The sequence below is a fragment of the Klebsiella sp. K-Nf6 genome (genome assembly GCF_002806655.1).
GTDB classification, from domain to species: Bacteria; Pseudomonadota; Gammaproteobacteria; order Enterobacterales; family Enterobacteriaceae; genus Klebsiella; species Klebsiella variicola.
On record NZ_PIBN01000002.1, the window covers coordinates 407,163 to 419,972 of the forward strand.

General features: G+C 56.1%; 12 protein-coding genes. 4 read left to right on the forward strand and 8 right to left on the reverse strand.

From position 1 onward, the window contains the following. Positions 1–337: 337 nt before the first annotated feature. From CWM61_RS06225 to topA, 3 genes are all read right to left on the reverse strand, one after another. Positions 338–505, reverse strand: coding sequence for a YmiA family putative membrane protein (locus tag CWM61_RS06225; RefSeq protein WP_002901776.1), 168 nt, complete (start codon positions 503–505; stop codon positions 338–340). 245 nt (positions 506–750) lie between these two features. Continuing rightward, a complete protein-coding gene (gene cysB, locus CWM61_RS06230; protein WP_008807786.1) occupies positions 751–1,725 on the reverse strand; it encodes an HTH-type transcriptional regulator CysB in 975 nt (324 codons plus the stop codon). 342 nt (positions 1,726–2,067) lie between these two features. After that, positions 2,068–4,665: a type I DNA topoisomerase gene (gene topA / locus CWM61_RS06235; RefSeq protein ID WP_008807785.1), complete on the reverse strand. Its 2,598-nt coding sequence runs from the start codon at positions 4,663–4,665 to the stop codon at positions 2,068–2,070. Between the two features lie 406 nt (positions 4,666–5,071). Here topA and CWM61_RS06240 point away from each other — a divergent pair, with 406 nt between their 5' ends. Next, positions 5,072–5,323, forward strand: a complete 252-nt coding sequence (locus tag CWM61_RS06240) for a YciN family protein (protein ID WP_002901761.1) — start codon at positions 5,072–5,074, stop codon at positions 5,321–5,323. Between the two features lie 47 nt (positions 5,324–5,370). On the opposite strand, the gene sohB is transcribed toward CWM61_RS06240, so the two are convergent. Further along, positions 5,371–6,417, reverse strand: a complete 1,047-nt coding sequence (sohB, locus tag CWM61_RS06245) for a protease SohB (protein WP_008807783.1) — start codon at positions 6,415–6,417, stop codon at positions 5,371–5,373. Positions 6,418–6,672: 255 nt separating this feature from the next. Here sohB and CWM61_RS06255 point away from each other — a divergent pair, with 255 nt between their 5' ends. Together CWM61_RS06255 and cobO are read left to right on the forward strand one after the other, a co-directional pair. Continuing rightward, positions 6,673–7,434 carry a YciK family oxidoreductase gene (locus CWM61_RS06255; protein WP_074386106.1) on the forward strand — a complete coding sequence of 254 codons (762 nt, stop codon included), beginning with the start codon at positions 6,673–6,675 and terminating at the stop codon, positions 7,432–7,434. Further along, positions 7,431–8,021, forward strand: a complete 591-nt coding sequence (gene cobO, locus CWM61_RS06260; RefSeq protein WP_002901749.1) for a cob(I)yrinic acid a,c-diamide adenosyltransferase — start codon at positions 7,431–7,433, stop codon at positions 8,019–8,021. The genes CWM61_RS06255 and cobO overlap by 4 nt, the downstream gene beginning before the upstream one ends. Positions 8,022–8,081: 60 nt before the next feature. Here the strand turns inward: cobO and rluB are convergent, their stop codons facing one another. Both rluB and gcvA read right to left on the reverse strand, forming a co-directional pair. After that, positions 8,082–8,984 (reverse strand): 23S rRNA pseudouridine(2605) synthase RluB, encoded by a 903-nt coding sequence (rluB, locus tag CWM61_RS06265; RefSeq protein ID WP_008807781.1) that lies wholly within the window; start codon positions 8,982–8,984, stop codon positions 8,082–8,084. A 281-nt stretch (positions 8,985–9,265) separates the two neighbouring features. Next, entirely contained in the window at positions 9,266–10,165 is a 900-nt protein-coding gene (gene gcvA, locus CWM61_RS06270; RefSeq protein WP_074386218.1) for a transcriptional regulator GcvA, read from the reverse strand. A gap of 111 nt (positions 10,166–10,276) precedes the next feature. On the opposite strand from gcvA, the gene CWM61_RS06275 reads away from it, so the two are divergent. Beyond that, positions 10,277–11,185, forward strand: a complete 909-nt coding sequence (locus tag CWM61_RS06275) for a DMT family transporter (protein WP_100630921.1) — start codon at positions 10,277–10,279, stop codon at positions 11,183–11,185. A gap of 21 nt (positions 11,186–11,206) precedes the next feature. Here CWM61_RS06275 and CWM61_RS06280 read toward each other — a convergent pair whose 3' ends face one another. Together CWM61_RS06280 and rnm are read right to left on the reverse strand one after the other, a co-directional pair. Beyond that, positions 11,207–11,827: an L-threonylcarbamoyladenylate synthase gene (locus CWM61_RS06280; RefSeq protein ID WP_008807778.1), complete on the reverse strand. Its 621-nt coding sequence runs from the start codon at positions 11,825–11,827 to the stop codon at positions 11,207–11,209. 16 nt (positions 11,828–11,843) lie between these two features. After that, a complete protein-coding gene (rnm, locus tag CWM61_RS06285) occupies positions 11,844–12,707 on the reverse strand; it encodes an RNase RNM (protein ID WP_061154911.1) in 864 nt (287 codons plus the stop codon). Positions 12,708–12,810 lie beyond the last annotated feature (103 nt).

Below are 12,810 nucleotides of genomic sequence, written 5' to 3' on the forward strand. Positions count from 1 at the left end.
TTAAAGATAACACATGCAGAGCATAACACTTTGATAACAACCCAAATTGCTAAATGCGCAGATGGCGAGAGTGATTATTCGGGAATTATCATGGAATCGGAGAAATAGCACCAAAATAGTGCAGAAGCGATGATTAAGCCGATATTGTATTAGTACACGAGGACAAAAAAAGAGCTAATCGGCCAGCAGGCTATGATTAGCTCTTGTGAGTGATTTCAGATTGGATGAATCCAGCGGCAAAATATATTCTCCCTGTATTGCCGGTCACTGATCTTATATTACCGTTTCCTTTCACTGTCATAAAAATGACATGTATCTACAACGATGACCTACAGCTTTAGCTGACAATCCAGATGTTGCAGATGGTAAGCGCGATGATGCTCCAGAACATCGCCAGCCCTACCAACACTACGCCCCATACGCGACTACGCAGAACGGGATCGATTTCGGTTTTGTCATTCTCGTATGACATCGCCAGTTTCATGTAATCGATATTACTTATCATATTGTCACCACCAATTGCTCAAATCATCAGGTACAGATAAATCTTAATTATGGATAAAAGATTAATCCAGTGAATTTAGGCCTGATGGAATATATTTAACCGGTTATTTGATCGCGGCGGGCATAATGACAAACGTGTTGCCAGAAATTACTAATTTTGTGATTGGTTCGAGGTTTAAGATGCTAAATTGGGACCATGATAGTCAATGGCACTCCCCACAGGGAATGCCATTATTTTTTTAAGGGTTATTTTTCCGGAAGTTTTATATCTTTAAACATCGCTTCAATATCTTCATTCGACCGCAAAGCCACCGCGGTATCCACGACATCCCGGGTCAGATGGGGTGCAAAACGTTGAATAAAATCATACATGTAGCTTCGTAAGAACGTGCTACGGCGGAAACCAATTTTGGTGGTGCTGTGGCTGAATATACCGTTCGCATCCAGCTTCACCAGATCAGGGTCAGAGACCGGATCGACCGCCATGCTGGCAATCACCCCTACCCCAAGGCCCAGACGAACATAGGTTTTGATGACGTCGGCGTCAGTGGCGGTAAAGACAATGCGCGGCGTCAGGCCCGCACGGTTAAACGCGGTATCCAGTTCCGAACGACCGGTAAAGCCAAAGGTATAGGTCACCAGCGGGTACTGCGCCAGCTCTTCAATGGAAACCGAGCCCTTCGCGGCCAGTGGATGCTCAGGCGTCACCACAATCGACCGGTTCCAGTGATAGCATGGCAACATCACCAGATCGTCATACAGATGCAGCGCCTCGGTGGCGATGGCGAAGTCGGCATTGCCTTTCGATACGGCTTCGGCAATCTGGGTTGGCGAGCCCTGATGCATATGCAGCGACACGCGCGGGTAGCGTTCAATAAAGCCCTTGATCACCCCCGGTAACGCATAGCGCGCTTGAGTATGGGTCGTCGCCACATATAACGACCCTTTATCAGGCCAGGTATGCTCCCCGGCGACAGATTTGATCGCATCGACTTTCGACAACACCTCGCGGGCGATACGGATGATCTCCTGCCCGGCAGGCGTCACCTGGGTTAAATGTTTGCCGCTGCGGGCAAAGATCTGGATGCCCAGCTCATCTTCCAGCATGCGGACCTGCTTACTGATGCCCGGCTGGGAGGTATAAAGCCCTTCGGCGGTGGATGAAACATTCAGGTTATGGTTCACCACCTCAACGATGTAGCGAAGCTGTTGTAGTTTCATGCTGATATCCGTTTGCGCGTAAAATGAAGCCGCTTAATACACTTTACGTTCAGGCAACTTGTCGACCGTGAGGCCCGGCCTCCCGGCAGTTGGCCATAGTGGCGCCGCAACGCATCCTGAAAGCGATGATGTATAAGACGTTTTAATAATAAAAAAGGGATTAACTATAACCACTATATCATTTATATCAACAGTGTATAGATACTAACGAAAAATAATATAGGTGGTTATAAGGGGAAGAAAAGCCGATCCAGAAGGGGAAACGATGCGGCAGAAGCATCCACTTCTTCTGCCGGTCGTTAGAGCAGGAAAAGCGCGCTTTTCCTGCCAGGTCATGCACAATTACTTCTTGGCTTCAGTCCATTTACCGTCGATAAAGAAGGCTGACCAGCCGGTCGCTTTGCCCTCTTTTTCGGAAGCCACGTACTGCTGTTTCGTTTTACGGCTAAAGCGCACCAGTGTTTTATTACCTTCTGGATCCTGCTGCGGCGCATCGGCGAGATAGCGCAGTTTTTCCGGCAGACGATCGCGGAAGCGGTACAGCTCTTCCACCAGCGGCGCACGCGTTTCCCGTGATTTCGGGAAGGTGTTGGCCGCCAGGAAGACACCCGCCGCCCCGTCGCGCAACACGAAGTATGCATCAGACTTCTCGCACGGCAGCTCCGGCAGCGGCACCGGATCTTCCTTCGGCGGAGCCACTTCGCCATTGCGCAGGATCTTACGCGTGTTTTTACACTCGTCGTTGGTACAGGCCATGTACTTGCCGAAACGCCCCATTTTCAGGTGCATTTCAGAACCGCACTTCTCGCACTCTACTACCGGACCGTCATAGCCCTTGATGCGGAATTCGCCCTCTTCAATCTCATAGCCGTCGCAGGTCGGGTTATTACCACAAACGTGCAGTTTACGCTTGGGATCGATAAGGTAGCTGTCCATTGCCGTCCCGCACTTCTGACAGCGACGTTTGGCACGCAGCGCGTTGGTTTCCGCGTCATCACCTTCCAGCACGTTGAGGACTTCGTTTTCCGGCACCAGGTTGATGGTGGTTTTGCAACGCTCTTTCGGCGGCAGGGCATAGCCCGAACAGCCGAGGAAAACACCGGTACTGGCAGTACGGATCCCCATTTTACGTCCACAGGTCGGGCAGTCGATGCTGGTAAGCACCATCGGGTTCGGCTGCATGCCGCCCTCTTCCGGATCTTTCTCCGCGGTCTCCAGCTGAGTGGTAAAATCGCCGAAGAAGTGGTTCAGCACCTCTTTCCATTCGGCCTGGTGGTTGGCCACCTGGTCGAGACGATCTTCCATCTGCGCGGTGAAGTCGTAGTTCATCAGATCGCGGAAGTTTTCTTCCAGCCGATCGGTGACGATTTCGCCCATTTTCTCCGCGTAGAAACGACGGTTTTCCACCCGCACGTAGCCGCGATCCTGAATGGTCGAGATGATCGAAGCGTAGGTGGAAGGACGGCCGATACCGCGTTTTTCCAGCTCTTTGACCAGCGAAGCTTCGCTGAAGCGCGCCGGCGGCTTGGTAAAGTGCTGCGCAGGCGTCAGCTCCACCAGGCTCAGGCGGTCGCCCTGTTTGACCACCGGCAGCGTCCGGTCTTCATCGCCCTTGCGCAGCGCCGGCATCACTTTGGTCCAGCCGTCGAAACGCAAGGTACGACCGCGCGCTTTCAGTTTGAAATCACCTGCCGCCACGGTCAGCGTGGTGGAATCGTATTGCGCCGGCGTCATCTGACAGGCGACAAACTGGCGCCAGATCAGCTGATAGAGCTTCTGCGCATCGGCTTCCATATCTTTCAGCGTTTCCGCCAGCACGCTCACATCAGAAGGACGAATCGCTTCGTGCGCTTCCTGCGAGTTTTCTTTGCTGGCGTACTGGTTAGCGCTCTCCGGCAGATATTTTTTGCCAAAGTTGTCGCTGATATAACCGCGAACCATGTTCAGCGCGTCCTGACTCAGGTTGGTGGAGTCGGTACGCATATAGGTGATGTGCCCCGCCTCATAGAGACGTTGAGCCATCATCATGGTCTTTTTCACGCCGAAGCCGAGACGGGTGCTGGCCGCCTGCTGCAGCGTGGAGGTGATGAACGGCGCGCCCGGCTTGCTGCTGGTCGGCTTGTCTTCTCGCTCCAGCACGCTGTAGCTGGCTTTTTCCAGCAGCGATACCGCCGCCATGGTCTCATCACGGCTGACCGGACGGAACGGCTTATCGTCTTTATGGGTCACCTGCAGAGGCAGCGCGTCGCCGCCCGGCGTGGTGGTGCTGGCATCAACTTCCCAGTACTCTTCCGGGACGAAGGCTTTGATTTCACGCTCACGTTCCACCACCAGGCGGACCGCAACGGACTGCACGCGCCCGGCAGAAAGACCACGGGCAATTTTTTTCCACAGCAGCGGCGAGACCATATAGCCCACCACGCGGTCCATAAAGCGGCGCGCCTGCTGGGCGTTAACCCGATCGATATTCAGTTCGCCCGGCTTTTCGAAGGCCTGACGAATAGCGTTTTTGGTGATCTCATTGAACACCACGCGGCTGTAACGCTGTTCATCGCCGCCGATCACTTCCCGCAGGTGCCAGGCAATGGCTTCCCCTTCGCGGTCAAGGTCGGTTGCGAGATAGATGTGGTCAGCTTTTTCTGCCAACTGTTTGAGTTCTGAAACTACCTTTTCTTTACCCGGAAGTACTTCATAGTGCGCATTCCAGTCATGCCATGGGTCCACGCCCATGCGGTTAACCAGAGCACCACGTTCGTCCTTTTTAGGCTTTTTAGCCCCTTTGGTGGCGGTAGAGTCGGTGCTCTTTTTGGAAGCTGATCCACTGGTCGGCAAATCGCGGATATGACCGACGCTGGATTTCACCACGTAGTCATTACCCAGATACTTATTGATCGTTTTGGCTTTTGCCGGGGACTCAACGATAACGAGAGCTTTACCCATATTCACCTTTACCTAATTTGATTCATCCAGGAATACATCGCACATTCATACACCCTCCACTGGCGACTGCCTCATATGTTGCGGCACCGTCGGTGAATATCAACCCTGAACACCCGTTTCATCTCCGTAAAACCAGGCGTTTGAGTTTGCTGACTTTTTTTCGTCAGGTGACATAGCACGAAGAATTTTTGGCCGAATGTCAAGCAAATCTGTTGCCAGATCGCCGAAAGCGTCACACTGTACCTGATAAAATTCGTTACGCAACTTTATTAGCATGCAAAAGCGAATCCCGCCAGTAAACGGCTGTTTCTCCACTGGTTACGATTACCCTTGTTTTGACCATGGAAAATTTGCCCCACGCCGCCGCGCGGCGTAAACTACGCGCGGAGAAAAAGAGGAGTCCGTTATGCAAGGTACAACCCAACCTATCGATCGCCAGACGCTGCTCGAAAAAGCCAACAAACTTATTCGCGAACATGAGGATACGTTAGCCGGTATCGAAGCCACCGACGTCGTTCAGCGCAACAATGTCCTGGTGTTTAGCGGTGAGTTTTATCTTGACGAGCAAGGTTTACCGACGCCGAAGAGTACAGCGGTATTTAACATGTTTAAGTACCTCGCCCACGAGCTGTCGGACAAGTATCACCTGGTCGATTAAGGCCAGTGGAAACGATAACGCGAGGCCCTGGCCTCGCGTTATGTTGTTTACATCAGCGGTTTCTGACCGCGCTGCCACCAGCGCAGCAGAAGTCGATCGGCGCTCTCCGCGGCGCTACCAGTGAAGCGGTCGAGCATTTTCTTACGCTGTTGATAACGCACCCCGATCACCTCGTGGCTCTCCATGAGCCCCAGCAACAGCTCATCGCTGGTTTCAACCGCATCCACCAGCCCTTTTTCCAGCGCCTGCACCCCGTACCAGTGCTCGCCGGTAGCTACCTGCTCAATATCAAGTCCCGGACGCATCCGATGGACGAAATCCTTGAACAAATGGTGCGTCTCATTGAGATCCTCACGGAACTTGCGCCGCCCTTCTTCGGTATTTTCACCCAGCATAGTGAGGGTTCGCTTGTACTGACCAGCGGTGTGCAGTTCGATATCAATATCTTTGTTCTTCAGGAAGCGATGGAGGTTAGGGATCTGCGCCACCACGCCAATGGAGCCAAGGATCGCAAACGGCGCCGACACAATTTTGTTCGCCACGCAAGCCATCATATAACCGCCGCTGGCCGCCACTTTGTCAACCGCCACCGTCAGCGGGATCTGTTTGTCGCGCAACCGCTGCAGCTGAGAGGCTGCCAGACCGTAACCGTGCACCACCCCGCCGGGGCTTTCCAGACGAATCACCACCTGGTCACGCGCTTTCGCCGCCGCCAGTACCGCCGTGATCTCTTCCCGCAGGCTGTTGACCTCATGGGCATCCATACTGCCTTTGAAATCCAGCACCCAGGCGCGCGGCTTGCCTTCCGGCTCCACGTTACCCAGCTTCGCCCGCGCTTTCGCGGCCTTCGCCTCTTGTTTTTGCTTTTTTTTCTGCGCCTTATGCCACTGCTTCTGCTGCGGCCCGTCCAGCAGCGCCACCGCCAGTGATTCCTTCATCTCTTTATAATGCTCGCTAAGATTGGTCACCCGCAGCTCGCCGCGTTGCTTCTTACGCTGGGCCAGGTTGACGATAATAGCGGCAATCACCGCGATAGCGACGACAACCGTCGCGATCTTGGCTAAAAATAAGCCGTACTGAGCAAGTAATTCCACGTTTTCACCTTGTGTAAAGCACTGACGTTGCTGCACAGTGTACATCAGCCCCTGGCGAGAAGTCTTTGTGCTTTGTGTCTTGTGCGCAGCGGATTCCGTTTTTTTTCAGCAAGGTTGAAATCGTTGCAAGATATTAATTTTCTGAATACTTTCCGCTTCGCCGATTGCAATGGCGAGCGCTTTCAGGCATAACAGCGCAAAAGTGAGATACCAAAGATGAAGCGCGATCGGGAACCGATCGCCCAAGGAGTCGCCGTGCATTATCAACCGCAACGCCACTTGCTGAAAGATCGCATCATCCTGGTCACCGGCGCCAGCGACGGGATTGGTCGTGAAGCGGCCCTGACCTACGCACGCTACAGCGCCAGCGTGATCCTGCTTGGCCGCAACGACGAAAAATTGCGCGCCGTCGCCCAGGAGATTGAACGCGAGGGCGGCCTTCCCGCCCGCTGGTTTACTCTCGACCTGCTAACCTGCACACCACAGGAGTGCCAGCAGCTGGCGCAGCAGATAAGTATGCACTATCCCCGTCTTGACGGCGTGCTGCACAACGCCGGCCTGCTCGGCGACATCTGCCCTATGGACGAGCAGAAGCCGGAGGTCTGGCAGCAGGTGATGCAGGTGAACGTCAATGGCACCTTTATGTTGACCCAGGCGCTTCTTCCTTTATTACTCCGTTCGGATGCGGGCTCGCTGGTCTTCACCTCGTCCAGCGTTGGCCGTCAGGGTCGCGCCAACTGGGGCGCCTATGCGGTCTCCAAATTCGCCACCGAAGGGATGATGCAGGTGCTGGCCGACGAGTACCAAAGCCGCCATCTGCGGGTGAACTGCATCAACCCCGGCGGCACCCGCACCGGGATGCGCGCCAGTGCCTTCCCGACGGAAGATCCGCTAAAACTGAAGACCCCCGCTGACATTATGCCCGTCTATCTGTGGCTGATGGGTGACGACAGTCGCCGCAAGACGGGAATGACCTTTGACGCCCAACCGGGCCGTAAGCCAGGAATTGCCCAATGAGTGATGAACGCTACCGCGAACGCCAGCAGCGGCTGAAAGATAAAGTTGACGCCCGGGTGGCGGCAGCCCAGGACGAACGCGGCATTGTGATGGTCTTTACCGGCAACGGCAAAGGCAAAACCACCGCCGCCTTTGGCACCGCGACCCGCGCCGTCGGCCACGGTAAAAAGGTCGGCGTGATCCAGTTTATCAAGGGGACCTGGCCTAACGGTGAGCGTAACCTGCTGGAACCCCACGGCGTCGAATTTCAGGTGATGGCGACAGGCTTCACCTGGAACACCCAGGACCGCGACAGCGACACCGCCGCCTGTCTGGCGGTCTGGGAGCATGCCCGCCGTATGCTCGCTGACGACCAGCTCGATCTGGTGTTGCTGGATGAGCTGACCTACATGGTGGCGTACGATTACCTGCCGCTGGAGTCGGTGCTGAGCGCCCTGCGTGAGCGTCCTGCCCATCAGTCGGTGATCATTACCGGCCGCGGCTGCCATCGCGATATTATTGAACTGGCGGATACCGTCAGCGAACTGCGTCCGGTCAAGCATGCGTTTGATGCCGGGATTAAGGCGCAGATGGGAATTGACTACTGAGGGCCTGATACGGCGAAAGGCAGTACGCGTTCCGGCGGCAAGCCACCGGAACGCATAACATTAACCGTTGGTCTTATTGCGAGTACTGGAACGACGGTTGCTGTTGTTACCCTGGCGCGGGTTAGCGCTGGTCTGGCTGTGACGCTTCACCGCCCGCCGGATCTGATTGGCTTTCATCCGGCGACGGTCTTTCTCGACGGCAACTTTAGAACTGGTTTCCGGCGTCAGCTCCACCAGCTCGCGCAGGTAGTTGGTCTGCGCCAGGTCCAGTTCGGTATAGCCGCCGCGCGGCAGGCCTTTCGGCAGCAGAATATCGCCGTAGCGCACGCGGATCAGGCGGCTGACCTGCACACCGACCGCTTCCCACAGGCGACGCACTTCGCGGTTACGCCCTTCGGTCAGGGTGACGTTGTACCACTGGTTAATCCCTTCACCGCCGGTGAATTTGATGGTTTTAAATGCTGCCGGGCCATCTTCTAACTGCACGCCGCGAGACAGCTGACGCAGCTTATCATCATCCACCTGGCCGAAAACGCGAACGGCGTACTCACGCTCGACTTCACGGCTCGGATGCATCAGGCGGTTTGCCAGTTCGCCATCGGTGGTGAACAGCAGCAGGCCGCAGGTGTTCACGTCCAGACGGCCAACGGCAATCCAGCGCGCGCCGCGCAGTTTTGGCAGACGATCAAACACCGTCGGGCGCCCTTCCGGATCGTTACGGGTGCACAGCTCGCCTTCCGGCTTATAGTAAGCCAGCACGCGACAGATCTGCTCAGCAGACTCTTTCACCGAGATCAGATGACCATCGATACGAATTTTTAAACCGGGGACGATTTCCACACGATCGCCGAGGGTGGCGATTTTTCCGTCGACGCTGACGCGGCCAGCTTCGATTTTCGCTTCAATTTCACGGCGGGAGCCGTGGCCGGCGCGGGCCAGCACTTTTTGCAGTTTCTCGCTCATTGAGCTTCCTTAAGGTGTCGCCTTCCCAGGCGTCTGGTATGCTTTATGAAACAATGAGGCCTGTATCAACAACTCATTGTTACGTATATACTTTTTACGTAAAGTCTCGCTGACATGCGCTAAACATTCACCGCGAGCCCGTAATCGTGGCCGAACATACTACACTAACTTCGTCGGGAAAGCTTCTGTTCGCCGCATCGCGCCTTGAGTATGGAACAGATTTTCCTCATTCTCCTGTGCACATTCACGTATGGAGGTCTTTACCGGACAGTGAGCTCCCCTCACTGCGCGCCCTCCTCCACAACTGCCGGGCGCTGGTCGAGCAGCCAGTCGCGAAAACAGCGGTTGGCAGGCGCCAGCAGCGCGGTCTCGTGGTAAACCAGATGATAGGCCAGCGGACAAGCGATGGGCTGAGCCAGAGGATTAATCAGCCGCCCCTGCGTCAGCGCAGGCGCTATGAATGAACGTCGTAGTAATGCCATCCCCATACCGGCGAACGCCGCCTCCGTCACGCCGTTGGAATCAGTGAACACCGGGCCGCGGCGCGCGCGGTGCGGCTCCAGCCCCACGGCCTCACACCACAGCGCCCAGTCTTCACGATGTTCATCGTGCAACAGCGGATACTGTAGCAGCTCGCTCACATCGATGAGGGTCCGGCGCGGAGCAATCAGTTGCGGACTGCAGACCGGTATAAGGTCGTCATCCAGCAGGCGGTAAGCCTGCAGTTCCGGCCAGCCGCCGACACCATGACGCACGGCAAAATCGATCCCTTCACTCAACAAATCTACTCGCCGGTTGGTGGTGCCGATCTGGATCTCAATCTGCGGATAGCGTCGTTCAAAATCAGCCAGCCGTGGCAGCAGCCACTGAATGGCGAAACCGCTGGTACAGCTGAGTGTCACCTTTTCAGGCCCCGCGGGCACCTGCAGGCGATGAGTGGCGGCGGCTATCTGGAGAAACGCGGGCTGAACGGCCCGCAGGTAGATCTCCCCTACCTCCGTTAACTGTAACTGTCGGGGAGTACGAATAAAAAGCGGGGTATTTAGCGCTTCCTCGAGGCGGGCAATTTGCTGGCTGACGGCGCTGGGCGTAACGCAAAGCTCACTGGCGGCCTGCTTCAGACTGAGCAGCCGTGCCGCCGCTTCAAAGCAGCGCAGCGCATTCAGCGGTGGAAGTTTCATCAACATGGCATCTCAGTTAAGAATAACTTAATCATGTAAGCATAACGCGTTTGTCGGACGCTGCACGTGAGTTCTACAGTTGACTTCCTTCGTGACTACAAGGAGTCAATCATGCGTGTTATCGACTATGGCCGCCTGCTGCTACTCGCCGCTCTCTGGGGCGCCAGCTTTTTGTTTATGCGCATCACCACCCCGGCCTTCGGGGCGATGAACAGCGCTTTTCTTCGCGTACTGTTCGCCGCTATCGCGCTCGGGCTGTTACTCGGCGTGCAGGGTAAATGGAGCGGGTATCAGGGAAAATTCATATCCACTCTGAAGCTGGGGATCATTAATTCAGGCCTTCCTTTTCTGATGTACTGTCTTGCCGCACAGTGGCTGCCGGCAGGGTACTCCGCCACGCTCAATGCCACGGCGCCGATGATGGGAATGCTTATCGGCGCGTTATGCTTTGCAGAACCGTTAACCCTGCGCAAAGGCGGCGGCGCGTTACTGGGCGCCATTGGCGTGGCAGTCATTGCGCGCCCAACCTCCAGCCTCAGCGCCGCCCTCCTGCTGCCGGGGATCGGGGCCTGCCTGATCGCGACCGCCTGTTACGGTCTGGCCGGCTTTCTGACCCGCCGCTGGATCCAGCAGCGGGGCGGCCTTGAGGCTGAGCGCGTTGCGCTGGGCAGCCAGGTCGGCGCCACGCTGTTTCTGTTGCCTTTCTTTCTCTGGTCAGGCTGGTATGGTCCGGTCATAGACTGGCGACAGAGCCTGCCGTGGATAGCGATAGTCATGCTGGGCGTGGTCTGTACAGCAGCAGGGTATATTCTCTATTTTCGCCTGATTGCTGATATAGGACCGCTGCGTTCGCTGTCGGTGACCTTTTTGATCCCACCTTTTGCGGCGCTGTGGGGCTATCTGTGCCTCGGAGAGGCCATACAAAAAGGGCTGATTCTCGGCGCACTGCTGATCGGTCTGGCGCTGTGGTTGATTGTCGTCCCGTCAGGAAGGAAACGCGGGGTGTCGGGCGGAGCATGATCCACCGCCCGACGAGGACGATCAGAGAAACGGCTTCACGTCGCCGACGCCTTCGCGCAGCACCACCGGGGTATCTTCCGTCAGGTCGATAACCGTGGTTGGCTGCTGCCCGAGGAAGCCGCCGTGAATGATGAGGTCCACCACTTTCTCCAGACGATCTTTGATCTCTTCCGGGTCGGACTCGGTAAAGTCGCTGCCAGGCAGCATCAGCGACGTGGACAGCATCGGTTCGCCTAAAGTTTCGAGCAACGCCTGAGCAATAGGGTTAGACGGGACGCGCATGCCGATGGTTTTACGTTTCTCCTGCAGCAGCCGGCGCGGCACTTCTTTGGTCCCCTTGAGGATAAAGGTGTAGTTGCCCGGCGTGTTGTTTTTCATCAGACGAAACGCCACGTTGTCTACAAAAGCGTAGGTTGACAGCTCGGACAGATCGCGGCACATCAGGGTAAAGTTGTGGCCGTCCGGCAACTGACGGATACGGCAGATCCGCTCCATCGCACCCTTGTCTTCAATTTTGCAGCCCAGGGCGTAGCCGGAGTCGGTAGGATAAACGATCACCCCGCCCTTACGCACAATCTCCACCGCCTGGTTAATCAACCGCGCCTGCGGGTTATCCGGATGGATATAAAAAAACTGGCTCATACTTCCCTCTCAATTTTTATTCGGCGGCCGCTTCCCAGCTGTGCCAGACGCCTTCCACGCCGGCAGGAAGCCAGAGCTTACGGCCAAGCTCGATCCACGCACAGGGCTGATGAAAATCGGATCCCTGTGACGCCAGAAGACCAAACTGCACGGCCAGGGTGGCCAGCTGGGCGCGTTCATGGGGCGCCTGCTGACACTGGGCCACTTCCATGGCATCACCGCCCTGCTCGCTAAAGTGGGCCAACAGCCGCTTCAACCACTTGGCGGAGAGATCGTAGCGCCCGGGATGGGCTATCACCGCCTTGCCGCCAGAATGATGAATGACATCAATCGCTTGTTTTATTGTACACCACTGCGGCGGCACGTAACCGGTTTTCCCGCGGGCAAGGTATTTTTTGAAGACTTCCGCCATGTTTTTCGCATGGCCGGCCTCCACCAGAAAACGGGCAAAATGGCCGCGGGTGACGGCGCCACCGTCCGCCAGCCGCAGCGCCGCTTCCCAGGCGCCAGGGATCCGCGCCTTCTCCAGGCGTTCGGCGATCATTTGTCCCCGCAGCTGGCGTCGCGCTTTCTGCTCCTCCAGCAGCGCGGTCATCGTCGGGTGCGCAATATCAATATTCAGACCCACGATATGTATTTCGTGATTCTCCCAGAGCGTCGAAATCTCGACGCCGTTTACCAGCGTTAAGGGTAATCCGGCGCGGGCGATCTCTTCCCGGGCAGCCGGGATCGCCGCCACGCTGTCATGGTCGGTGATCGCCAGAGTGCCAACGCGCATCTCATGGGCGCGATGGACCAGTTCCTGCGGAGTCAACCGCCCGTCAGAGGCGGTGGTGTGGCTGTGCAGATCGTAAATCACTGCGTATTGGCTGTCGCTCAAAAGGACTCCTGCTGGACATCAACGTAAATAAGCGCATTATCATACCGACAGGCAGAGAAAATCTGCAAACAAGGGTTGACTTTATTCCATTGAACTAGTTAAC

Coding starts and splice junctions, on each gene's coding strand:
- CWM61_RS06225 (WP_002901776.1), bottom strand. CDS start 505: ATGATAAGTAATATCGATTACATGAAACTGGCGATGTCATACGAGAAT.
- cysB (WP_008807786.1), bottom strand. CDS start 1,725: ATGAAACTACAACAGCTTCGCTACATCGTTGAGGTGGTGAACCATAAC.
- topA (WP_008807785.1), bottom strand. CDS start 4,665: ATGGGTAAAGCTCTCGTTATCGTTGAGTCCCCGGCAAAAGCCAAAACG.
- CWM61_RS06240 (WP_002901761.1), top strand. CDS start 5,072: ATGCAAGGTACAACCCAACCTATCGATCGCCAGACGCTGCTCGAAAAA.
- cobO (WP_002901749.1), top strand. CDS start 7,431: ATGAGTGATGAACGCTACCGCGAACGCCAGCAGCGGCTGAAAGATAAA.
- rluB (WP_008807781.1), bottom strand. CDS start 8,984: ATGAGCGAGAAACTGCAAAAAGTGCTGGCCCGCGCCGGCCACGGCTCC.
- gcvA (WP_074386218.1), bottom strand. CDS start 10,165: ATGAAACTTCCACCGCTGAATGCGCTGCGCTGCTTTGAAGCGGCGGCA.
- CWM61_RS06275 (WP_100630921.1), top strand. CDS start 10,277: ATGCGTGTTATCGACTATGGCCGCCTGCTGCTACTCGCCGCTCTCTGG.
- CWM61_RS06280 (WP_008807778.1), bottom strand. CDS start 11,827: ATGAGCCAGTTTTTTTATATCCATCCGGATAACCCGCAGGCGCGGTTG.